Below are 22472 nucleotides of genomic sequence, written 5' to 3'. Positions count from 1 at the left end.
CGGGTGCGCTGTGCAGCCTGTTGCGCCTGGTGGGCGACGGGCCGAGGCAGAACGTAGGTGTGACCCGAGCACGTCAACAAGGCGAACCTTGGAACCTCTACCTCCGCTTTGCTTTCCGGGGAATTCGATGGCGGATCGCTGACCAGAGCATGGCCATGACAGGGGTCTACGCGGGTTGACCCGGGGCCCCGCTGTCGGCCTGCCCGCCGCGCAGGGGATAGTGGAGTACGTGACCGCCGTACCCCAGCCCCGAACCGAATCCGGCTCCGAGGCCGCAGCCGCCGCCGCATCCGGCGCCCGCCGCAGCCTCGGCATCGCCCTGCTGCTCGGCGCCCTCGGCGCTGCCGTCGTCCTGATGACCTCGGGCCAGACCTGGGCCAAGGGCACCGTCGCGGTCGGCGGAGGAACGATCCCGCTCACCGCCTCCGGCGGAGACGTCACCGGCGTCCCCACCGCCCTCGCCATAGTCGGCCTGGCCGCCCTGGTCGCGGTCTTCGCCGTACGCAAGGCAGGCCGGCTCCTCGTCTCCGCGCTCCTCGCCCTGTGCGGCGCCGGAGCCGCGGCCGCCGCCCTCCTGGGCGTCTCCGACAACTCCGCGCTCGACGAGAAGGCCGCCAAGACCGCGGGCGACACCGCCGCGACGATCGACGCCGTCACCCACACGGCCTGGCCCTACGTCACCGCCGCCGGCGCCCTGCTGATCTTCCTCGCGGGCCTCCTGGCCCTGCGCTACGGCAAGCTCTGGCCCACGATGTCCGGCCGCTACGAACGCGACGGCAGCCCCCGTGCGCGCAAGCCCCGCACCGCACCGGACCCGGAGCGCCCCGAGGAGATCTGGAAGGCGCTCGACCGGGGCGAGGACCCGACGCGCGAAGAGTGACCCCCAGCTCACGCCCTGAGCTCCCGTACGGAACAATGGGCGGCGAGCTTTCGACACACAGCAACGAGGAGCAACTCATGGCGGGCAGCAGCCACGGACACAACCCGGCCGCCTGGACCGGCGTCACCATCGCGTTCATCGGCTTCTGCATCGCCGGTGCCTTCATGGTGCTGGCCAACCCGCTCGGGTTCTGGGCCGGCATGGTCGTCATCGTCCTCGGTGGAGTCGTCGGCCTCGGCATGAAGGCCGCGGGCATGGGCATGCCGAAGGAGTCCGAGGCCATGCAGCAGGCCCGGATTCGCGCCGGCGAGATGCAGACGCGCTGAAACACCGCGGACACGTCATCAGGCGCAGCCCCCTCCGGGCTGCGCCTTTTCGCGTCAACGGAGACAATCACCAGGTGGAAACAGTGGAGCCTCCCGCAGCCTTCGTCCCCGCCCCGGCACCCGTCCCCGCGTCCCTGACGCGCAGGCTCCTCACCCCGGTGGGCAGCATCGCCGGAGTCGCGGCGGCCTTCGCGTACGTCGGCTCCGTGAACCCCAACCACCCCGGCCACTACCCGGTCTGCCCGCTGTACGCGGTCACCGGGGTCTACTGCCCCGGCTGCGGCGGTCTGCGCAGCGCCTACGCGGTCGCGCACGGTGATCTGGTCACGGCGCTCGGCGACAACGCGCTGGCCGTCGTCGGCTACGGAGTCTTCGCCGTGGTGATGGTGGTCTGGATCGTCCGGGCCCTGCAGAACAGGCCGATGCGCGTCGCCCTCCCCGCCCGCTGGTGGTGGGCGATCGGAGGCATCGCACTGATCTTCTCCGTCGTCCGGAATCTGCCGTTCGGCTCGGCACTCGTTCCCTAAATGCCCAGGTAGTGGGACCGGCGTCAACCGGATGCGGGCCCTTCGCCCATCTGCGGATACCATCAGGATGGCTGAACGTCATGGCTGAAGAGATCGCTGGACACCCGTCCACACCGTCCCGGAAGGGGGCCGCTCGCGTGAGTGTGCTCGACGAGATCATCGAAGGCGTACGCGCCGACCTCGCGGAGCGGCAGGCACGCGTCAGCCTCGACGAGCTCAAGGAGCGCGCCGCGAAGGCGCCCCAGGCCCGCGACGGAGTCGCCGCCCTGCGCGGCGACAGCGTGAAGGTCATCTGCGAGGTCAAGCGCTCCAGCCCCTCCAAGGGTGCGCTCGCCGCGATCGCCGACCCCGCCGCGCTCGCCGCGGACTACGAGGCGGGCGGCGCGGCCGTCATCTCCGTACTGACCGAGGAGCGCCGCTTCGGCGGATCCCTGGCCGACCTCGAAGCCGTACGGGCCAAGGTCGACACGCCTGTCCTGCGCAAGGACTTCATCGTCACCGCGTACCAGCTCTGGGAGGCACGGGCCTACGGCGCCGACCTCGCGCTGCTGATCGTCGCCGCCCTGGAGCAGGAGGCGCTGGTCTCGCTGATCGAGCGCGCGCACTCCATCGGGCTCACGCCGATCGTCGAGGTGCACGACGAGGACGAGGTCGAGCGCGCCGTCGACGCGGGCGCCCGGATCATCGGCGTCAACGCCCGGAACCTCAAGACCCTCAAGGTCGACCGGGGCACCTTCGAGCGCGTCGCGCCCGAGATCCCGGACCACATCGTGAAGGTCGCCGAGTCCGGCGTCCGCGGTCCGCACGACCTGATCGCGTACGCCAACGCCGGCGCCGACGCCATCCTGGTCGGCGAGGCCCTGGTCACCGGCCGCGACCCGCGCGCCGCCGTTGCCGACCTGGTCGCCGCGGGCGCCCACCCGGCGCTGCGCCACGGGCGGGGCTGACCCACCACCATGACCGCCCACGCCCGACTCGCCCGCGGCTGCAAGCCGCGTGGCTGCCGCGCGCCCGCGCGGCGGGTGCGGGGGCGGCGCGTGAGGTACCACATCGGCTCCGAGCCGGGTCAGATCAACGGCATGCGATGGCGCTGCGCTAGCTGACACGGGGCACGGCCTTCGGCCGTATTCGTCCTCAATCGCCGGACGGGCTAGTTTTTGCCACCCGTGGCACTTTCCGGCGCGTCACGCGATCAAGCGCATCACGTGTTCATCTGTCGGTTCTGATCCGGGGTTCCCCCGCGAGGAGCACACGTATGTCCAGCACCAGCTTCTTCATTCCCGACCCCGAGGGGCAGGTCCCCAGCGCCGAGGGCTACTTCGGCGAGTTCGGCGGCAAGTTCATCCCCGAGGCGCTCGTCGCCGCGGTCGACGAGGTCGCCGTCGAGTACGACAAGGCCAAGGCCGACCCCGCCTTCGCCGCCGAGCTCAACGACCTGATGGTCAACTACACCGGCCGGCCCAGCGCCCTGACCGAAGTGCCGCGCTTCGCCGAACACGCCGGTGGCGCACGGGTGTTCCTCAAGCGCGAGGACCTCAACCACACCGGCTCGCACAAGATCAACAACGTGCTCGGGCAGGCCCTGCTCACCAAGCGCATGGGCAAGACCCGCGTCATCGCCGAGACCGGAGCCGGCCAGCACGGCGTCGCCACCGCGACCGCCTGCGCGCTCTTCGGCCTCGAATGCACCATCTACATGGGCGAGATCGACACCGAGCGCCAGGCGCTCAACGTCGCCCGGATGCGGATGCTCGGCGCCGAGGTCGTCTCCGTGAAGTCCGGCTCCCGGACCCTCAAGGACGCCATCAACGAGGCGTTCCGCGACTGGGTCGCCAACGTGGACCGCACGCACTACCTCTTCGGCACCGTCGCGGGCCCGCACCCCTTCCCCGCCATGGTCCGCGACTTCCACCGCGTCATCGGCGTCGAGGCGCGCCGCCAGATCCTGGAGCGCGCCGGACGGCTGCCCGACGCGGTCGCCGCCTGCGTCGGCGGCGGATCGAACGCCATCGGGCTCTTCCACGCCTTCATCCCGGACGCCTCCGTACGGCTCGTGGGCTTCGAGCCCGCCGGGCACGGCATCGAGACCGGGGAGCACGCGGCCACGCTGTCCGCGGGCGAGCCCGGCATCCTGCACGGCTCGCGGTCGTACGTCCTCCAGGACGAGGAGGGCCAGATCACCGAGCCCTACTCGATCTCGGCCGGACTCGACTACCCCGGCATCGGCCCGGAGCACTCGTATCTGAAGGACATCGGCCGCGGCGAGTACCGCGCGGTCACCGACGACCAGGCCATGCAGGCGCTGCGGCTCCTCTCGCAGACCGAGGGCATCATCCCGGCCATCGAGTCCGCGCACGCGCTCGCCGGCGCCCTGGACCTCGGCAAGGAGCTGGGGAAGGACGGGCTGCTCGTGATCAACCTGTCCGGACGCGGCGACAAGGACATGGACACCGCGGCCCGTTACTTCGGGCTGTACGACGGAGACTCGGAGGGGGCCAAGTGAGCGGCAACGTAGAGCTGTTGGGGCAGGTTCTCGCCCAGGCGAAGTCGGAGGACCGGGCCGCGCTCATCGCGTACCTCCCGGCCGGATTCCCCACCGTCGACGGCGGGATCGCAGCCGTGAAGTCCGTCATCGCGGGCGGCGCCGACGTCGTCGAGGTCGGGCTGCCGCACAGCGACCCGGTGCTCGACGGCCCGGTCATCCAGACCGCCGACGACATCGCGCTCAAGGGCGGCGTGAAGATCGCCGACGTGATGCGGACCGTGCGCGAGGCGTACGAGGCCACGGGCGCGCCGATCCTGGTCATGACGTACTGGAACCCGATCGACCGCTACGGCATCGCCCGCTTCACCGCCGAGCTCGCCGAGGCGGGCGGCGCCGGGTGCATCCTGCCCGACCTCCCCGTCCAGGAAGCGGGGGTGTGGAGGGAGCACGCGGCCAAGCACGGGCTCGCGACCGTCTTCGTCGTCGCGCCCAGCAGCAAGGACGCACGCCTCGCGGAGATCACCGCCGCCGGCTCCGGCTTTGTGTACGCCGCATCGCTGATGGGTGTCACCGGCACCCGCGCCTCGGTCGGCGAGGAGGCCGCCGACCTGGTCCGCAGGACCCGGGCCACGACCGAACTGCCCGTCTGCGTCGGGCTCGGCGTCTCCAACGCCGTCCAGGCCAAGGAGGTCGCCTCCTTCGCCGACGGCGTCATCGTCGGCTCGGCCTTCGTCAAGCAGATGCTGGACGCGAAGGACGACGCCGCGGGCCTGGAAGCCGTACGGGAACTGGCCGCAGAGCTCGCACAGGGCGTACGACGGGCCTGACGTCCGTGTAGCCCGTACGGGTGGAAGTGGGACCGGGGAGGCACGCTCGTGCCTCCCCGGTTCGTTGCTGCGGGTGTGAGCGAGAAGAACCGAGATGGAAAGCGGGCTGCCCGAGAGCAGCTCAAGATCGACCGCGAGAAGCAGCAGGCGGCCGAGAAGCGCAAGCGCGCGCTGATCGTCGGGGGCGCGGTGGTCGCCGTCCTGGCGATCGCTGCCGTGATCGGGGTGGTGGTCGCCAACTCCGGCAACGACGACAGCTCCACCGCGAGCGGACCCGTCGTCGCGCCCAAGGGGGCGAACGGCAAGGACAACCTCGCCATCCCGGTGGGCGCGAGCGACGCACCGTCCACGCTCACCGTGTGGGAGGACTTCCGCTGCCCGGCCTGCGGCCAGTTCGAGAACACCTACCGGGACACCATCCACGAGCTGGAGAACTCGGGCCAGATCAAGGTCGAGTACCACCTCGCCACACTCATCGACGGCAACATGGGCGGCAGCGGTTCGCTGCGCGCCGCCAACGCGGCCGCCTGCGCGCAGACCGCCGGGAAGTTCCCCGCGTACCACGACGTCCTCTATGAGAACCAGCCCGAGGAGACGGACGACGCCTTCTCCAGCAACAGCAAGCTGATCGAGCTGGCGGGCAAGGTCGACGGGCTCGACACCGCCTCGTTCAAGTCCTGTGTGAACGACGGGACACACGACAGCTGGGTCAAGAAGTCCAACACGGCCTTCCAGAACAGCGGTTACACCGGGACACCGACCGTGCTGCTCAACGGTGACGCGGTCTTCCCGAAGAAGGGCGACGAGACCATCACGCCGGCCAACCTGAAGAAGTGGGTGGCTGAGGCGAACAAGGGCAAGAAGGCCGGAACGGTCTCGCCGAGCCCGAGCTCCACGGGCTGATCTCCGTTACCCAGCCGTTGCCGGGCGGGTTGTCCGCACTCCCGCCCGGCAGGGTAGCGTCGGCTCTGCCATGAATCTTGCCTATATCCCGAGCCCGTCGACCGGCGTGATCCATCTTGGACCGATCCCGCTGCGCGGCTATGCGTTCTGCATCATCATCGGTGTCTTCGTCGCCGTCTGGTACGGCAACAAGCGCTGGATCGCCCGGGGCGGCAAAGCCGGCACCGTGGCCGACATCGCCGTCTGGGCGGTGCCCTTCGGCCTGGTGGGCGGGCGGCTCTACCACGTCATCACCGATTACGAGCTGTACTTCAGCGACGGCCGGGACTGGGTCGACGCCTTCAAGATCTGGGAAGGCGGCCTCGGGATCTGGGGCGCGGTCGCGCTCGGCGCGGTCGGCGCCTGGATCGGCTGCCGCCGACGCGGAATCCCGCTCCCGGCCTGGGCCGACGCCATGGCCCCCGGCCTGGTCATCGCGCAGGCCATCGGCCGCTGGGGCAACTGGTTCAACCAGGAGCTGTACGGCAAGCCGACCGACCTGCCGTGGGCGCTGAAGATCAGCGAGGGCACCGACCGGGTGGCCGGCACGTACCACCCGACCTTCCTGTACGAGTCGCTCTGGTGCCTCGGCGTCGCCGCGCTCATTGTCTGGGCCGACCGGCGCTTCCGGCTCGGGCACGGGCGCGTCTTCGCGCTGTACGTCGCCGCGTACTGCGTGGGCCGCTTCTGGATCGAGTACATGCGGGTCGACGACGCGCACCACATCCTGGGTCTGCGGCTCAACGACTGGACCGCGCTCATCATGTTCCTGCTCGCGATGACGTACTTCGTCGTCTCGGCGAAGGTGCGGCCGGGTCGCGAGGAGATCGTGGAGCCGGACGCGGCTGCGGCCGAGGGCGCGGAGGACGGCGCATCCGACGCGGAGTCCGACTCCGACTCCGAGGCTGTCGACCTGGCCAAGAAGGACGAGGCCGAGGCGAAGACCGACGACGAGGCCGAGGCCACGTCGGAGACCGAGCCCGCCGACGAAGAAGCGGCCGCCAAGAAGAGCTGACCGCACCCGTACACACGGAGAGGGCCCCGGACCACTACTGGTCCGGGGCCCTCTCCGTATCGGTGCGTGCGTCAGCGCAGGCGTGCCGCCAGGGCGAGCGTGCGCTGCGCGCCCTCGACCACGGCCGCGTCCACGAACCGGCCGTCGGGGAGCGCGAGCGCACCGCTGTCGGTGGCGGCCGCCTTCACGATCTCCTCCGCCGCCTCCAGGTCCTGTGCCGTCGGCAGGAACGCCCGCTCGATCACCGGCAGTTGGCGGGGGTGGATCGCGGTCCGGCCCAGGAAGCCGAGCGCCCGGCCCCGGGCGCAGCTCGCGGCCAGGCCCTCCAGGTCGCGCACGTTCGGATACACCGACTGGGCCGGCGGGACCAGGCCCGCCGCGCGGGCCGCCACCACGACGCGGCTGCGCGGCCACGCCAGGCCGGTCTCGTCCGCGATCCCCAGGTCGGCGCGGAGGTCGGCCTCGCCCAGCGCCAGGCCGCGTACCGACTGCGTCGCCGTGGCGATCTCGTACGCGTACTCGATGCCCAGGGCCGACTCCAGCAGGGGGAACAGCGGGAGCTCCGCCGGGGCGTCCGCCGCCCAGGCGGCCACCGCGCGCACCTGGTCCGCGCTGTCCGTCTTGGGCAGCCGCAGCCCCGCCAGGCCGGGGAGGGGCGCGAGGGTGCGGACCTCGTGCTCGGCCAGGGGGCCGTTCAGCGCGTTGATCCGGACGTGGACCGGGGACGGGCCCGGTGCGCCGGAGGCGAGGAGCTCGGCCGTCGCGTCCAGGGCGTAGGCCTTGCGATCAGGGGCGACCGCGTCCTCCAGGTCCACCAGCACGACGTCCGCGCCGCTGTGCAGCGCCTTGGCGACCACCTCGGGCCGGTCGCCGGGTACGTACAGCCAGGTGAGGACGGTGCTCATCGGACCGCCCCCGCCTCGCGCAGGGCGGCGATCTCCGCGGCCTCCAGGCCCAGACCGGCCAGGACGTCGTCGGTGTCCGCGCCGTGCGGGCGGCCCGCCCACTTGATGGCGCCCGGGGTCTCCGAGAGGCGGAAGAGGACGTTCTGCATACGGATCGTGCCAAGTTCCTCGTCCGGGACCTCGGTGATCGTGCCGAGGGCTCGGTACTGCTCGTCCTCCATGACGTCCCCGATCTCGTAGACCGGGGCGATGGCCGCCTCCGCCTTCTCGAAGGCGGCGACCACCTCCGCGCGGTCGTGCCGGGCGATCCAGGACGACACCGCCTCGTCGAGCTCGTCCGCGTGCTGCGCGCGCTGCGCGCCCGTGGCGAACCACGGCTCGTCGACGAACTCCGGCCGTCCGACCAAGTGCATGACGCGCTCGGCGATGGACTGCGCTGACGTCGACACGGCGACCCACTTGCCGTCGCGGGTGCGGTAGGTGTTGCGCGGCGCGTTGTTGTTGGAGCGGTTGCCGGTACGCGGCTGGACGTAGCCGAGCTGGTCGTACCAGATGGGCTGCGGGCCGAGCACCGCGAGCATCGGCTCGATGATCGCCATGTCGACGATCTGCCCCCGCCCGGTCTTGTCCCGGCCCTGGAGCGCGGCCATGACCGCGTACGCGGTGGAGAGCGCCGCGATCGAGTCCGCGAGGCCGAACGGCGGGAGCGTCGGCGGGCCGTCCGGCTCACCCGTCATCGCCGCGAAGCCGCTCATCGCCTCGGCCAGCGTGCCGAATCCGGGGCGCCGGGAGTACGGACCGAACTGGCCGAAGCCCGTCACCCGGGCCAGCACCAGGCGCGGGTTCGCCTCGGAGAGCCGGTCCCAGCCCAGGTCCCACTTCTCCAGGGTGCCGGGGCGGAAGTTCTCGATGATCACGTCGGCCTCGGCGGCCAGCTTCAGCAGCACCTCGCGCCCGCCCGCGGAGGACAGGTCGAGGGTGATGTTGCGCTTGTTGCGGCCGAGGAGCTTCCACCAGAGGCCCACGCCGTCCTTGCTGGGACCGTGGCCGCGCGAGGGGTCCGGCTTGCGCGGGTGCTCGACCTTGATGACCTCGGCGCCGAAGTCGCCCAGCATCGTGGCGGCGAGCGGGCCCGCGAAGAGCGTGGCCAGGTCCAGTACGCGCAGGCCCTCCAGGGGGCCCGGCGCGGGGGCGGTATGCGGTGCGTTGTTCATCAGTTGTTCCTCGCGTACAGCTCGTCGATCTCGGCTCGGGTCGGCATGGAGGCGCTCGCGCCGGGACGCTGCACGCTCAGGGCCGAGGCGGCCGACGCCCAGGCCATCGCCTCGTGCATCGGGCGGCCCTCGCCGGCGGCCACGGCCAGCGCGCCGACGAACGTGTCGCCGGCCGCGGTCGTGTCCACCGCGGCGACGCGCAGGGCGGGAACGACGAAGGGTTCGGTGGAGCGCGCCGCGTACAGGCTGCCCGAGGCGCCGAGCGTGATGACCACCGCGGGGACCTGATCGAGGAGTGCGGCGGCCGCCCGGTGGGGGTCGCTGTGGCCGGTCAGGGTCTCCGCCTCGTGCTCGTTGGGCACCAACAGGTCGGTGAGCGCGAGGAGTTCGGGAGGCAGGGGGCGTGCGGGCGCGGGCGTGAGGACGGTCGTGACGCCGTGGGCGCGGGCCGCACGGGCTCCCGCGATCACGCCCTCCATGGGCACCTCCAGCTGGAGGAGGAGTGCGCCGGACGCCGCGATGCGGGCCTCGTCCTCGGCGGTGAGTGCGGTGAGTGCCGCGTTGGCGCCGGGGACGACGACGATCGCGTTGCCGCCGTCGTCGTCCACCACGATGTGCGCGGTTCCGCTGGGGCCCGCGACGGTTCGCAGCCCCGACGTCTGCACGCCGGACTCCCTCAGCGCGAACCGCAGCCGCAGACCGAAGTCGTCCTCGCCGACGGCCCCGATCATGGTGACCGCGCCGCCCGCACGGGCCGCGGCGACGGCCTGGTTGGCGCCCTTGCCGCCGGGCACCGTACGGAACTCCCGGCCCGCGACGGTCTCGCCGCGCCGGGGCGCGGCCGCCACGTACGCGACCAGGTCCATGTTGGTGGAGCCCAGGACGGTCAGTGCGGGGGTCATGCCGGGCGCTCCTCTTCTCGTACGCGGTCCTGCACATGGCCCAGGGTCAGCGCTGCGAGTGCGTCGAAGCCGATGCCGTCCATGCCGCCGACCGTGGTGGCCAGCCGGTTCTTCAACGGCGCGGTCCAGCGTGCGGGTACGGCCTGCGGCGAACCGGCCAGCAGACCGGCGATGCTGCCGGCGGTCGCGCCGTTGGAGTCGGTGTCCCAACCTCCGGACACCGCACGGCAGATGGAGCCGGTGAAGTCGCCGTCGGCGTGGGTGAGGGCCGCGGCAAGCAGGGCCGCGTTGGGCAGGACGTGCACCCAGTGGTGGTCGCCGTACGCGGTGTGGAGTTCGTCCACGACCGTCTCGAAACCGGCGGCCGTGCCGAGGGGTTCGGCCGCGGCCCGCTCGATCCCGAAGCGCACCGCTGCGGCGAACCGCGAGCGCGGCGGGACGACGGACAGCCCGGCGCGCAGACAGGCGTGGACGTCCTCGGTGCCGGTGGCCGCTGCGGCGATCACCGCCGCCGCGAACATCTCGCCGTACACCCCGTTCGCCGTGTGCGTCAGCACCGCGTCCCGCCAGGCCGCTTCGGCCGCCGCAGCCGGATCGCCCGGGTGCGTCCAGCCGAAGATGTCGGCGCGGATCTGCGCGCCGATCCACTCACGGAAGGGGTTGCGGTACGAGGCGGTGTCCGGCGGCTCGATCCCGTCGAGCAGATTGCGGTACGCGACCCGCTCGGCGGTGAAGGTCCGGCCCGCGGGGAGCTCGTCCAGCCAGAGCTGCGCGACGTCGGCGGTCGTGAAGCCGTGACCGTACCGGTCGAGCAACAGCAGCCCCAGCAGCGGGTAGTTGAGGTCGTCGTCTTCGGGGGCGCCGTCGATGTTCTCGGCCAGCGAGGTCGGGCGCGAACGCCGGTTCCACGGGTGCGCGGCGGCCACCTCAGGGTCGAGACCGACCTCGGTGAACCAGGTGTCGAGCGGCCAGTTGCCGGTGGACCGGGCGATCGCCCGGATGCCGGACAGCGTCAGTTTCTCCACCGGCTTGCCCAGGACGCAGCCCGCGGCGCGGCCCAGCCAGGAGGCCTCCAGGCCGGCACGCATCGCGTCCCGGTCGGGGACGGTCTCCGACGGGGCGGGCCAGGCCGGGCACGCGGCCCGGATCGCGTCCAGGTCCGTCGGCTCGTCCGGCTCCAACGGCGAGGTGACGGCGGCCAGTTCGTCCAGGATCTCCTCGGCGAGACGGCGCAGACCGGGCGGCGTGGGACCGGCCGAGGCGCCCGCGCGCTCGGGGGCCAGATGGCCGCCCGCCGCCGTCCAGCGGCCGGTCACCGCCTCGGTGGGCCGGCAGTCCTGGGTGGCCTGGCGCAGTTCGTGACCGACCAGGTCCTCGGGCTGCACCCAGGTCAGGCGCAGGGCGCGCGGGGTCACCGGGCACCCGCGATCGCGCCGAACAGCGCCTCGTGCTCGCGGCGGCGCTCCAGGTCGCGGGCGAACACCTCACGGGTGACGGCGGACAGGGCCGCGGCCGGGGCGTGCAGGTCGAGGCGGCTGGCGGTGGCCACGGTCTGCGCCCACTCGCCGGGGACCGCGCTCTCGCCGTACAGCGCACCGATGATCGCGGCGCTCATCGTCGCGATGGAGTCGCAGTCACGGCCGTAGTTGACCGAGCCGAGGACGCTCTCGCGGAAGTCGCCACGGCCGGCGAGCAGCATGCCCAGTGCGACCGGGAGTTCCTCGATGGCGTGCAGGCGCGAGGGGCGGCGGGCGCCGAGCGACGGCTTGCGGTACTCGGGGCCGACCGTGTCGAAGGGGGCGACGGCCTCGCGCAGGGGCTTGAGCGCGGACTCGTAGCCGTCGTGGCGTACGGCGACCTCGCAGACCGCCTCGATCGCGGATCGCGTGCCGTCCTTCGCCAGGAGCAGCACGTCGTCGACGACCGACTCGGGGGTTGCGCCCGGCTTGCAGGCGGAGGCGACGGCGGCGGCGAAGACGGCGGCCGCCTCCCGGCCGTAACTCGACTGGTGCGCACCGGCGATGTCGAGCGCCTCGGCGTACGCGTTCGCCGGGCTGCCCGCGTTGACCAGGCCGACCGGCGCCATGTACATGGCCGCACCGCAGTTGACGATGTTGCCGACACCGGCCTCGCGCGGGTCGATGTGCCCGTAGTGCAGCCGGGCGACGATCCACTTCTCGGCCAGGAAGATCCGCTGCAACGGCAGCGCCTCCGCCTCCAGCTCCGGGATCCAGCGCGGGACACTCATCAGGTCGGGCACCAGGTGGTCGGCGACCGAGTAAGCGTCCAGGTGGTCGCGGACCTTGTCGTAGACGCGGATCAGCGCGTGCGTCATGAGGGTGTCGTCCGTGACGTGTCCATCACCCTTGTGGTACGGGGCGATCGGGCGCGCCGTGCGCCACTCGTCCTTGTAGAACGGCTCCACGATGCCCTGGACACGTCCGCCGTGCCGCTCGCTGATCGCCTCGGGGGTCCATCCTTCGACCGGTCCGCCGAGGGCGTCTCCGACGGCCGCACCGATCAGTGCGCCGTTGGTGCGGTCCTCGAGGGTCGGGGTGGGGGCGGTCATGAGCGGGTTCCTTCCGGGGAAACGGTCAGGGGGGAGTGGTCGGTGAGCCGGGCGGCGACCTCGACGAGGTCGGTGCCGGCGAGCTGCGGCAGCGCGCAGCCGACGAGGGTGCGGCAGCTGTCGCGCCAGGAGGCGGGCAGTGCGTCACCGCCGCCTATCGCGCCGGTCAGCGCGCCGGCCAGGGCCGGGGCGGAGTCGGCGACGCGGGCCAGGCAGGCGGCGGAGGGGACGGCCTCGGCGAGTGCCCCGCCGGAGGCGAGCGCCATGGCGAGGGCGACCGGTACCGTCTCGGCGGCCGCGATCCCGTAGCTGTAGACGTGGTCGACGATCTCGTGCTCCAGGACGGGCACGAGCGCGAAGGCGCCGCCCGCCGTACGCGCCAACTCCACGGCATGCAGGGCGTTCCGGCGGATCTCACTGCCCTCGGGGAGCTGCGCGAGCGCCTCCTCCACGCACGTCTCGACGGACGCGCCGCCGAGCGCGGCGGCGACGGCGGCGGCCATGGCGCGGGCGCCGTGCACCCCGTCGCCGTCCTGGGTGTAGCGCGCGTCGAACTCGGCGAGGTCGGCGGCCGCGGCCGGGTCACCGGGGTGGACCACGGCGAGCAGGGTTGCGCGTACGCACGCGGCGTCGTCGAAGTGGTGCGGGTTGTCGTGGCCGGTGGCCGGCGGACGCATGCCCGCGGCCAGGTTGCCCAGTCCGGCGCGTACGGAGATACGGGCACGCAGCGGCATCAGCGCCGCCTCGATCTCGTCGGCCTGCTCGGACGCGGCGGCCACGTCGTCGGCAAGACCGAGCCACGCCATCGACAGCGCGGCGCGCACCCGCTGATGGGGCGGCAGATCGCTGTCGCCGGAGCTCGCGGCGGACAGGATCGCCTGCGCCGTGAACGTCGCCCACTCGGCGTCGTCGGAGGGGCCGAGCTGCAGCGGGGCCGGCGGCTGGTTCAGCGCGATCGGCACCGGGAGCGTGGTGGTCGCGTTCTGCTCGGCGAAGGTGTCGAGCTCACGGGTGAGCCGGCGCGTCCAGTCGGGCAGCAGCGCGGCACGGTGCCGTCCCGCGGGCCAGCCCGCGGCGTCGCCCGCGGCGATGCCGAGCAGCAGCCCTTCGATACGGCGGTGCGGGTCGGAGCCGGCCCGGACGGGAGCGGGGTCGGTGGTCTGTGTCGTCACGAGGCGGCCTTGCTGTGGTCGTGGTGCGGTACGAGGCGGTCGGCGAGGTCGAGGATCCGGCGTCCGGCCATGGAGGGCAGGCAGCTTCCGCGTACGGGACCGATCGCCTGCGCCCAGTGGGCCGGGATCCCCGAGGCGCCGCCGAGCGCACCGGCCAGGGATCCTGCGACGGCCGCTGTGGTGTCGGCGTCGCGGCCCATGTTGACGGCGGACAGCACCGAGGCCCTGAAGTCGCCGCGCGCTGCGACGAAGGCGCCGAACGCCAGGCCGACGGCCTCGGGGGCCAGGTCGGTCCACGGGTAGCCGCCGATCACCACGGCCTTGCGCACGGCCTGCTCGACGGAGGCGGTCGATGCGTCCGGGCTCTGGGAGGCGCGGCGTGCGGCGCTCACCGCGCGGTGCAGGGAGCGCGCGGTCCAGGAGTCCTCGGGGACCACGGAGAGCGCGGCCTGCACGACGGCGTCCGGGCTGTCGCCGACCATGGCGGCAGCGACACCGGCGGCGACCGCCTGGCCGCCGTAGATGCCCTCGCCCTCGTGGCTCACCGTTCCGTCGATGGCGACCAGCCTGGCCGCCTCGGCGGGCCGACCGGTGGCGAACACGCCGAACGGGGCGGCCCGCATGGCGAGTCCGTCGCTCCAGGCGTGCCGGTGCTGGGCGGAGATCGGGGCGGCGAGACCCCGGCGGAGGTTCTCCAGGGTGCCGCGCTCACTGAACCCGGCGCCGCGGAACGGGCCTTCGTCGATGTCGGCGATCCAGGTGTGCCAGGCCTTCTCCACGTGGGAGACGGTGAGCCGGGAGCCGTGCTCCGCGAGCAGCAGCCCCGAGAAGATCGCGTACTCGGTGTCGTCGGTCCCTGCCGGTTCCGCCGAGACGAAGTCCTCGATGCGCCCCCAGCGTTCCCGTATCTGAGACGGGGTCATGTTCTCAGCGGGCGCGCCCAGGGCATCGCCGACGGCGAGTCCGAGGAGTGCGCCGCAGGCGCGGTCCCGCAGCGAGCGGGGGGCGTCTGCCTGCTCGGGACGGAGCCAGGTCACGGTCTGCCCGGGTTCTGCGGGGGAGGGGTCGGGGCTGCCACTCATGGTGCTGATCGTGCTCATTTCTAGGGTTGAGCTGGTGTGCTGACGCCGGGGGAGCGGGGCGTCAGCGCTGGTAGCGGTCGAGGACGCGCTGGCCGTCTCCCGCGAGTTTGCTGCGGAGGGAGCCGAGGGTGCCGGAGCCGTTGTAGTAGTTCTGGAACGCCGGAGTGGCGATCTTGTCCTTCCACTCGGCGTAGCCGCGCACCCCGAGAACCGGCGAGGGGACGAGGTTCCCGAAGATCTGGCTGCCGGTGTTCCAGCCGTCCTTCGGCGAGCTCAGCGCCGGGTCCTTCAGCGCCGACGTGCTGGTCGGCAGCATCCAGTCGCCGAGCGCCAGACGCGCCGCGTTCTTCCCCTGGGTGAGGAAGGAGATGAAGTCGACGGCGGCCTGCTTGTGCGCGGAGTCCTGCGAGACCGAGAGCGTCTGCGGTACGACGCCCTGGGTTTCCCCGGCGGATCCGCTGCCCGCCGGGAGCGGCAGGACGCTCCACTGGAAGCCCTTGGGCGCCTGCTGCTGGACCTGCTGGCGGTAGGAGAAGTTCAGCGGGACCATCGCGTACTTGCCGGCGAAGAAGCCGGGCAGGGTGTCGGAGCCGCTCATGCCCAGGCTGCTCTTCGGCGAAGTGTGCTCGACGTTGATCTGCCGGTTGATGAGCTGCGAGACCGCGGACTCGGCCGGGTCGAAGTTCACCTTGTTCTTGCCGGCGTCGCGGCTGAAGATCGTGCCGCCGGTGGAGACGGAGAGGTTGACCGACTGGCTGACCGGCTCCTTCATGGACCAGGCCACGCCGTACTGCTTCGCCGTGGAGCCCGAGCCCTTCACGGTCATCTTCTTCGACGCCTGCTCGAACTCCGCCCAGCTCCACGGGTGGGCCGCGGTGGGAATCCGTACGCCCGAGGCCTTCAGGAGCTTGGTGTTGGCGATCAGGACGCGCGGTTCCTGGAGGAACGGCACACCGTAGACACCCTTGTTGTACGTGGTCGTGTTCCACGACTGTGCGGGGATGTCCTGCTTCAGCGAGGCGGGCAGCAGCTTGCTGATGTCGGCCAGGTCGCCGCCGTACGCGAAGTCCGTGAGGTCGGAGGCGTCGTCATGGATGATGTCCGGCGCCTCGCCGCCCTCGAAGGACGTCAGGAGCTGGTCGTGGATTCCGTCCCAGCTGCCCTGTACGTACTTGACCTGGACGTCGGGGTGCGCGGCGTTCCACTCCTTCACCAGCGCCTTGTTGGCGGCGACGGAGTCCTGCTGCCAGGCCAGGCTGAGGAATTCGAGAGTGATACGGCCGTGGGCCGAACCGGTGTCGCCCTGGGCGCAGCCGGCGACGAGCGCCAGGCCCATGGTCGCGGCGAGTGCGGCCGTCGCGGTGCGCAGCCGGGTCCTTGCGAGGGTGCGCATCAGCCCTTCACCGCCCCGGCGAGCATGCCGCCGACCAGCCGGCGCTGGAGCAGCGCGAAGAACAGCAGGCTGGGGATGGTGGCGATGACGGAGGCCGCGGCGAGCGGTCCGAGGTCCGCGACGCCCTCGGCGCCGAGGAACCGGGTGAGGATCACGGACATGGTCTGGTGCTCCGGGGACTTGAGCAGGACGAGGGCGAAGAAGAACTCGTTCCAGGCGGTGACGAAGGTGAACATCGCGGTGGCCACCAGACCCGGGGTGAGCAGCGGGAAGACCACGCTGACCAGGGTGCGCAGGCGGCTCGCGCCGTCCACGGCCGCGGCCTCCTCCAAGGTGACGGGCACGGCCTTGACGTACCCCTGGAGCATCCAGAGGGAGAACGGCAGGTTCCAGACGACGTACACCGCGATCAGCCCCACCAGGGAGTCGATCAGGTGCAGGTTCTTCAGGACGAGGAAGAGCGGGATGATGATCAGGACGAACGGGAACGCCTGGCTGATCAGCACCCAGCCGTTGGCGGCCGTCGTCATCCGCGAGCGGAAGCGCACCAGCGCGTAGGCGGCGGGCACCGCGAGCGCGGTCGCGATCACGGTGGCGCTGCCGGCCACGATGAAGCTGTTGAGCGCGGCGTGCAGCAGCGGCTGGGTGTCGAAAGCCGTACGGAAGTTGTCCAGCGTGGGGTGCCTGGGCAGCCACGTCGGGTCGATCGAGCCCAGCTCCTGCGGCGACTTGAAGGCCGTGGAGACCAGCCAGAGCAGCGGGAACGCCAGGAAGATCAAGTAGCAGAGGAGGGCGAGGTACTGGCCGGTGCGGCCTGCGGTGCGACGGGCGCGGAGCCCTGCGGGGATGCTCATGCCGTCTCCTCGTTGAGCTTCTTGCGCAGCGTCAGGGTGAGGAGGACGGCGATCACCGCGACCATCCCCAGGCCCATGGCGGCGGCGTATCCGAACTGGCCGTACTTGAAGGCCTCGTCGTACGCGAAGAGCATCGGGAGCTGGGTCTTGCCGCCCGGGCCGCCCTGGGTCAGGACGTAGACCAGGCCGAAGGAATTGAAGTTCCAGATGAAGTTCAGGGCGGTCACCGAGATCACCACCGGCTTGATCGCCGGCCAGGTGACGTTGGTGAAGCGGCGCCAGATTCCGGCGCCGTCGAGGTCCGCGGCCTCCATCAGCTCGACCGGTACGTTCTGCAGCCCGGCCAGCAGGACCACGGTGGTCTGCGGCATGCCTGCCCAGACGCCGACCACGATCACGGCGGGGAGTGCGACGGAGAGGCCGGTGAGCCAGTCGACGTTCTGGTGGATCACGTGAAGCTGCGTCAGGACCTTGTTCAGGATGCCCGCGTCGGGGTGGTAGACGAGGCGCCACATGATGCCGACGACGACCTCGGGCATGGCCCAGGGGACGAGCGCCAGGGTCCGCGCCAGCCAGCGGAAACGGAGGTTCTGGTTGAGCAGCAGGGCCAGGCCCAGCGACATGAGGAACTGCAGCGCGGTGACGCTGACCGCCCAGATGATCCCGATCTTGAAGGACTGCCAGAAGAGCGAGTCGTGCAGAAGATCGCTGAAGTTGGTCAGGCCCAGGAACTGCGTGGACGTCGTACGTCCTGCCTGCGAGTCCGTGAAGGCCAGGGATATGCCGTACAGCAGCGGGCCCACGCTGAGCACCAGGATCGGTATCAGGGCGGGGGCCAGCAGGAACCAGGCCCCCCGGTCCAGACCGAGTGCGCGCTTGCGCTGCTCGGGGGAGCGGGGCGGCGGGGTGCCGCGATGGTCCAGGGCGTCGTTGCCCCGGACTGCGGTGACACTCATGCGAACCTCAGGTTCTCCTGTTCGGTTGCCGGCGCGGTCGAGCTGCGGACGACAAGGCGGGGAATGGCGGTGGTGTGCTGGGGCGGTTCGGGGGCCGTCCCGTGGCCGAGGCGGGCGAGCAGCAACTCGGCCGCCCGTCGGCCGCGTTCGGCGGATCCCAGGTCCACGCTGGTGAGCGGGGGCCAGGCGGCCTGCGCGAGGGTGCTGTCGTCCATGCCCACCACGGCGATGTCGTCGGGGACGCGTACGGAGCGGGTGTGCAGGGTGCGGATGGCGCCGACGGCCAGCTGGTCGTTGGCACAGAAGATCGCGTCCGGTGCGGCGGCCAGCAGCTGCTCGGCGGCGCGGGCTCCGGACTCGGTGGCGAAGTCGGTGGAGACGACGAGGGTTTCGTCGTACGGGAGAGCGCAGTCGGCGAGCCCCTGGCGGTAGCCCGCCATGCGGTTGCGTCCCGGCACGGTGTCGGAGGGGCCGCCGATGAAGGCGATCCGGCGGCGGCCGGTCATGTGCAGGTGTTGTACGGCCATCGCGGCGCCCAGGACGGAGTCGGCGCGCACGCTGTCGATGGGCACGCCGTCGGGGAGCGAACCGATGACGACGACGGGGGCCGCGGCGGCGTTCAGCGTGCGGACGTAGGCATCCGTGATGCGGATGGGGCAGAGGATGAGGCCGTCGCTGGTGCGGTCGCTGAGACTGCGGACGACGGCGAGTTCGTCCTCGACGACCCCGTCGGTGGAGTGCAGGAGGAGCCGGTATCCGGCGGCTTTGGTGACCGCCTGGATCTCGCGGACCATCGTCACGTACACGGGGTTGCCGATGTCCTCCATGGCGAAGGTCAACTGACGGGTCCTGCCGCCCTTGAGGGAGCGGGCCACCGCGTTGGGTACGTAGCCGAGTTCGGCCACGGCGTCCTCGACCCGGCGCAGGGTGTCGGCGCGCACGCTCAGCCCGTTGAGGACACGGGAGACGGAGGCGATGGACACTCCTGCGCGCTCGGCTATCGACACGATGGTCGGTGGCCCCTGCGGAGTCGGTGTCATGCCTGCCCCCTGAGCAGTCGATGGCGCGAAGCGAAGCTGTAAACGTTTTCAGCAACTGGAAACGATTACAGATGTTGCTTACATCTTTCTTTCGCGTCAACGGGTCCGTGGTGTGATCCACGTCTCGTCAGGGGGCTTGTCGGTGCAGGTCAGTGCAGGCGCGCGGCCTCGTTCGCGGTGTCGATCGCCGCCCGGTACGGCATGGACGGTGCGGCCCCGATCTCCTGGACGCAGAGCGCCGCGGCCGCCGTCGCCCAGTTCATCGCCTCCTCGACGGTTCTGCCCTCGCCCAGTGCCACGGCGAGCGCGCCCACGTACGCGTCACGCGCGCCGGTGGCGTCCACGGCGGTCACCGGGGGAGCGGGGATCAGGAGGGGCTCGGCGTCGCGGGCCGCGTACAGACTGCCGTGGACGCCGAGCGTGATCAGGACCGCCGGTACCTGGGCGAGGAGTGCGGCCGCCGCCTCGTGGGGGTCGGTGTGGCCGGTGAGGGTCTGGGCCTCGATCTGATTGGGGATCAGGAGGTCGGTGACGGCGAGGAGTTCGGGCGGGAGCGGCTGGGCGGGGGACGGGGTGAGGATCGTACGGACGTCGTTCCTGCGGGCCGCTTCGGCCGCTGCCGTGACACCGGGGAGCGGCAACTCCAGCTGGAGCAGGAGGGTTCCGGCCGACGCGATGACGGCCTCGTCGCCCGCGGCCAGTGCGGAGACAGTGGAGTTGGCGCCGGGGATCACGGCGATCGCCCGTCCGCCCGTGGCGTCGACCACGATGTGCGCGGTGCCGGAGAGGCCCTCGACGGTGCGCAAGGAGTCGGTGTCGACGCCCGAGGAGGTGAGGGCGGTACGGAGGGCTGCGCCGTGGGGGTCGTTGCCGACGGCGCCGATCATGGTGACCTCCCGTGCGCCCGCGCGGGCGGCGGCGACGGCCTGGTTGGCGCCCTTGCCGCCCGGGATCGTACGGAAGTCGTGGCCGGTGACGGTCTCGCTGCGGGCCGGGGGGTGGTCCACGTACACGACGTGGTCCATGTTGGTGGAGCCGAAGACGGCGATGCCGGTGCGGGGCGTGGAGAGGTCCTCAGGTGTGGGCGTCATGTCGGAATTGTCCATCTGGGGCGCCTGATTGCTGTGCCTGTACGAGAAGGTCGGCGAGTTCCACCAGATCCGTGCCCGCGAGCCGGGGCAGCGCACAGCCGACCAGCGTCCTGCACGCCTCCCGCCAGGCGTCCGGCAGGGCAGCGGCCCCGCCGAGCGCGCCGGTCAGGGCGCCGGCGAGGGCGGGGGCGGAGTCGGCGACGCGGGAGAGGCAGGCGGCGCTGGGCACGGCCTCGGTGATGCGGCCGCGGGCGGCGAGAGTGAGGGCGAGGGCGACGGGGACCGTTTCGGCGGCGGCGATCCCGTAGCTGTAGATGTGGTCGACGATCTCGTGCTCCAGACGCGGGACCACGGCGAACGCGCCCTCGGCGTCCCGGGCGAGCTTCACCGCGTGGGCGGCGTTCCGGCCGATCTCGGTGGACTCGGGGAGCTGGGCGAGGGCGGCGGCCACGGCGTCGTCGGGGTCCGCACCGCCGAGCGCGGCCGCGACGGCGGCGGCCATGGCGCGGGCGCCGTGCACCCCGTCGCCGTCCTGGGTGTATCGGGCGTCGTACTCGGCGAGTTCGGCGGCGGCGACGGGGTCGCCCGGGTGGACAACGGCCAGCGCACAGGCGCGTACGCAGGCCGCGTCGTCGAAGTAGTGCGGATTGTCGTGACCGGTGGCGGGCGGGCGCAGCCCGTTGGCGAGGTTGCCCAGACCGGCGCGTACGGAGATCCGGGCGCGCAGCGGCAGCACCGCCGACTCCACCTCGGGGGCGCGCTCGGCGGCCGCGGCGATCTCGCCGGCGAGCGACCGCCAGGCCCGGTCGACGGCGGCGCGGATCTGCCCGGGCGGGGCGAGGAGCACGGTCCGCGCGGTGAACGCCGCCCACTCGGCGTCGTCGGAGGGGCCCAACCGGAGCGGCTCGGGGGCCTGGTTGAGGGCGATGGGGACGGGCAGGGTGGTGGTGGCGTTCTGCTCGGCGAAGGTGTCGAGCTCCCGCGTCAGCCGCCGCGTCCACTCGGGCATCCGCGCGGCGCGGTGCCGGGCGGCGGGCCACCCGGCGGCGTCCCCGGCGGAAAGTCCGAGAAGCATTCCCTCGATTCGGCTCATGAGGTCACCGCCTGGGGCTCGTCGTCGGGTGTCAACAGGTCTGCGATGTCCAGTACGTGATAGCCCGCCATCTCCGGCAGACAGCTCCCGCGCACCGGGCCGATCACCGTCGACCACTCCTCCGGGATCGCCCCCGCCCCCTTCATCGCTCCCGACAGCGCCCCCGCGACCGCCGCCGTCGTGTCCGCGTCGCGGCCCATGTTCACCGCCGTCAGCACCGAGGTGCGGAAATCCCCGCGGGCGTACGCGAACGCCCCGAACGCCAGGCCCACCGCCTCCGGCGCCAGGTCCGTCCAGGGGTAGCCGCCGATGACCACCGCCGAGCGGATCGCCCGCTCTCCCCGGTCCGCGGCGACCACCGCGCGGCGCATCGAGCGGGCCGTCCAGGAGTCCATCGGTACGACCGACAGGGCCGCCCCGATCACCGACGCCGGGCCCGCGCCCGACATCGCCGCCGCCACGCCCGCCGCCACCGCCTGGCCGCCGTAGATGCCCTCGCCGTCGTGGCTCACCGAGCCGTCGACCGCCACCAGGCGGGCCGCCTCCGCCGGGCGGCCCGCCGCGAAGACGCCGAAGGGCGCCGCCCGCATGGCGAGTCCGTCGCTCCAGGCGTGCCGGTGCTGGGCGGAGATGGGGGCCGCCAGGCCCCGGCGGAGGTTCTCCAGGGTGCCGCGTTCGCTGAAGCCCGCACCCCGGAAGGGGCCCTCGTCGAGGTCGGCGATCCAGCGGTGCCAGGCCCGCTCCACGTGCGCCGCGGTCAGGGCCGAGCCGTGGCGGGCCAAGAGCAGGCCCGAGAAGATCGCGTACTCGGTGTCGTCCGTGCCGGCCGGGTTGTCGGAGACGAAGCCCTCGATCCGCCCCCAGCGGCGGCGGATCTCCGAGGGCCGCATGTTCTCCGCGGGCGCCCCCAGCGCATCGCCGACCGCCAGACCGAGCAGGGCGCCCCGGCCCCGTTCGCGGAGGTCCGCCGAGAGCGGCAGGGGAGCGGGCGGGCGATTGCATGCAATCGCCCAGGCGTCGGGGGGATTCCCCGCAGGTGAGTACAGCATGGCTCGCGCCTCCAGGGGCTCGCCGACCGGTTCCTGGATGTGTGCCACACCGCGCGCCCCACGCGCCCCTGAAACCTCACTGTCACCCGGTCGGAATCGGCCGGGAGTGGAGGTTCCGGCCCTGGTAAGTACGGCCTGCCTTGCTGGCGG

Annotated in this window: 23 protein-coding genes; 9 read left to right on the top strand and 14 right to left on the bottom strand. The window is 72.1% G+C overall.

What is annotated here, in order from left to right; all coding sequences use genetic code 11:
- The first annotated feature begins 220 nt into the window (after window positions 1-220).
- The 9 genes from OG707_RS08210 to lgt all read left to right on the top strand — a co-directional run bounded on the left by OG707_RS08210 (window position 221) and on the right by lgt (window position 7002).
- Complete coding sequence (locus OG707_RS08210; RefSeq protein ID WP_329127675.1) at window positions 221-880, top strand: TIGR02234 family membrane protein; 660 nt, start codon at window positions 221-223, stop codon at window positions 878-880.
- Between the two features lie 77 nt (window positions 881-957).
- Entirely contained in the window at window positions 958-1206 is a 249-nt protein-coding gene (locus OG707_RS08205) for an HGxxPAAW family protein (RefSeq protein WP_329115918.1), read from the top strand.
- A 74-nt stretch (window positions 1207-1280) separates the two neighbouring features.
- Entirely contained in the window at window positions 1281-1733 is a 453-nt protein-coding gene (locus OG707_RS08200) for a DUF2752 domain-containing protein (RefSeq protein WP_443071284.1), read from the top strand.
- A 137-nt stretch (window positions 1734-1870) separates the two neighbouring features.
- Window positions 1871-2680, top strand: a complete 810-nt coding sequence (gene trpC / locus OG707_RS08195) for an indole-3-glycerol phosphate synthase TrpC (protein ID WP_329115917.1) — start codon at window positions 1871-1873, stop codon at window positions 2678-2680.
- A gap of 9 nt (window positions 2681-2689) precedes the next feature.
- Window positions 2690-2836 (top strand): tryptophan biosynthesis modulator TrpM, encoded by a 147-nt coding sequence (trpM, locus tag OG707_RS42435; protein ID WP_443071283.1) that lies wholly within the window; start codon window positions 2690-2692, stop codon window positions 2834-2836.
- A 152-nt stretch (window positions 2837-2988) separates the two neighbouring features.
- A complete protein-coding gene (gene trpB, locus OG707_RS08190; RefSeq protein WP_329115912.1) occupies window positions 2989-4236 on the top strand; it encodes a tryptophan synthase subunit beta in 1248 nt (415 codons plus the stop codon).
- Window positions 4233-5045: a tryptophan synthase subunit alpha gene (gene trpA / locus OG707_RS08185; RefSeq protein WP_329115910.1), complete on the top strand. Its 813-nt coding sequence runs from the start codon at window positions 4233-4235 to the stop codon at window positions 5043-5045. The genes trpB and trpA overlap by 4 nt, the downstream gene beginning before the upstream one ends.
- Before the next feature lie 75 nt (window positions 5046-5120).
- Window positions 5121-5948, top strand: coding sequence for a DsbA family protein (locus tag OG707_RS08180; RefSeq protein ID WP_329115908.1), 828 nt, complete (start codon window positions 5121-5123; stop codon window positions 5946-5948).
- Between the two features lie 70 nt (window positions 5949-6018).
- A complete protein-coding gene (gene lgt, locus OG707_RS08175) occupies window positions 6019-7002 on the top strand; it encodes a prolipoprotein diacylglyceryl transferase (protein ID WP_329115906.1) in 984 nt (327 codons plus the stop codon).
- Window positions 7003-7073: 71 nt separating this feature from the next.
- On the opposite strand, the gene OG707_RS08170 is transcribed toward lgt, so the two are convergent.
- The 14 genes from OG707_RS08170 to OG707_RS08105 form a co-directional block, all read right to left on the bottom strand.
- The gene (locus tag OG707_RS08170; protein WP_329115904.1) at window positions 7074-7907 is read right to left on the bottom strand and encodes an HpcH/HpaI aldolase/citrate lyase family protein; all 834 of its coding nucleotides are present in this window, start codon (window positions 7905-7907) and stop codon (window positions 7074-7076) included.
- Entirely contained in the window at window positions 7904-9121 is a 1218-nt protein-coding gene (locus OG707_RS08165; protein WP_329115902.1) for a CaiB/BaiF CoA transferase family protein, read from the bottom strand. Before OG707_RS08165 ends, OG707_RS08170 begins: the two co-directional genes overlap by 4 nt.
- The gene (gene rbsK / locus OG707_RS08160) at window positions 9121-10023 is read right to left on the bottom strand and encodes a ribokinase (RefSeq protein WP_329115900.1); all 903 of its coding nucleotides are present in this window, start codon (window positions 10021-10023) and stop codon (window positions 9121-9123) included. Before rbsK ends, OG707_RS08165 begins: the two co-directional genes overlap by 1 nt.
- Entirely contained in the window at window positions 10020-11438 is a 1419-nt protein-coding gene (locus OG707_RS08155; protein ID WP_329115898.1) for an ADP-ribosylglycohydrolase family protein, read from the bottom strand. Before OG707_RS08155 ends, rbsK begins: the two co-directional genes overlap by 4 nt.
- Entirely contained in the window at window positions 11435-12592 is a 1158-nt protein-coding gene (locus OG707_RS08150) for an ADP-ribosylglycohydrolase family protein (protein ID WP_329115897.1), read from the bottom strand. The genes OG707_RS08155 and OG707_RS08150 overlap by 4 nt, the downstream gene beginning before the upstream one ends.
- Window positions 12589-13848, bottom strand: a complete 1260-nt coding sequence (locus tag OG707_RS08145) for an ADP-ribosylglycohydrolase family protein (RefSeq protein WP_443071476.1) — start codon at window positions 13846-13848, stop codon at window positions 12589-12591. Before OG707_RS08145 ends, OG707_RS08150 begins: the two co-directional genes overlap by 4 nt.
- On the bottom strand, window positions 13761-14846 hold the full coding sequence (locus tag OG707_RS08140) for an ADP-ribosylglycohydrolase family protein (RefSeq protein ID WP_329115893.1): 1086 nt from the start codon (window positions 14844-14846) through the stop codon (window positions 13761-13763). The genes OG707_RS08145 and OG707_RS08140 overlap by 88 nt, the downstream gene beginning before the upstream one ends.
- Window positions 14847-14907: 61 nt before the next feature.
- The gene (locus OG707_RS08135; RefSeq protein WP_443071282.1) at window positions 14908-16239 is read right to left on the bottom strand and encodes an ABC transporter substrate-binding protein; all 1332 of its coding nucleotides are present in this window, start codon (window positions 16237-16239) and stop codon (window positions 14908-14910) included.
- Window positions 16239-17093, bottom strand: coding sequence for a carbohydrate ABC transporter permease (locus tag OG707_RS08130; protein WP_329115891.1), 855 nt, complete (start codon window positions 17091-17093; stop codon window positions 16239-16241). The genes OG707_RS08135 and OG707_RS08130 overlap by 1 nt, the downstream gene beginning before the upstream one ends.
- Complete coding sequence (locus OG707_RS08125) at window positions 17090-18049, bottom strand: carbohydrate ABC transporter permease (RefSeq protein ID WP_329115888.1); 960 nt, start codon at window positions 18047-18049, stop codon at window positions 17090-17092. Before OG707_RS08125 ends, OG707_RS08130 begins: the two co-directional genes overlap by 4 nt.
- Window positions 18046-19089 carry a LacI family DNA-binding transcriptional regulator gene (locus OG707_RS08120; protein ID WP_329115886.1) on the bottom strand — a complete coding sequence of 348 codons (1044 nt, stop codon included), beginning with the start codon at window positions 19087-19089 and terminating at the stop codon, window positions 18046-18048. The genes OG707_RS08125 and OG707_RS08120 overlap by 4 nt, the downstream gene beginning before the upstream one ends.
- Window positions 19090-19238: 149 nt before the next feature.
- Window positions 19239-20180: a ribokinase gene (locus tag OG707_RS08115; RefSeq protein WP_329115884.1), complete on the bottom strand. Its 942-nt coding sequence runs from the start codon at window positions 20178-20180 to the stop codon at window positions 19239-19241.
- A complete protein-coding gene (locus OG707_RS08110; protein WP_329115883.1) occupies window positions 20164-21273 on the bottom strand; it encodes an ADP-ribosylglycohydrolase family protein in 1110 nt (369 codons plus the stop codon). Before OG707_RS08110 ends, OG707_RS08115 begins: the two co-directional genes overlap by 17 nt.
- Complete coding sequence (locus tag OG707_RS08105; RefSeq protein ID WP_443071281.1) at window positions 21270-22370, bottom strand: ADP-ribosylglycohydrolase family protein; 1101 nt, start codon at window positions 22368-22370, stop codon at window positions 21270-21272. The genes OG707_RS08110 and OG707_RS08105 overlap by 4 nt, the downstream gene beginning before the upstream one ends.
- Window positions 22371-22472: the final 102 nt, after the last annotated feature.

The organism is Streptomyces sp. NBC_01465 (assembly GCF_036227325.1).
GTDB lineage: Bacteria > Actinomycetota > Actinomycetes > Streptomycetales > Streptomycetaceae > Streptomyces.
The sequence above is the reverse complement of the archived record's forward strand: the minus strand, read 5'-3'. Positions and strand labels throughout refer to the sequence as shown.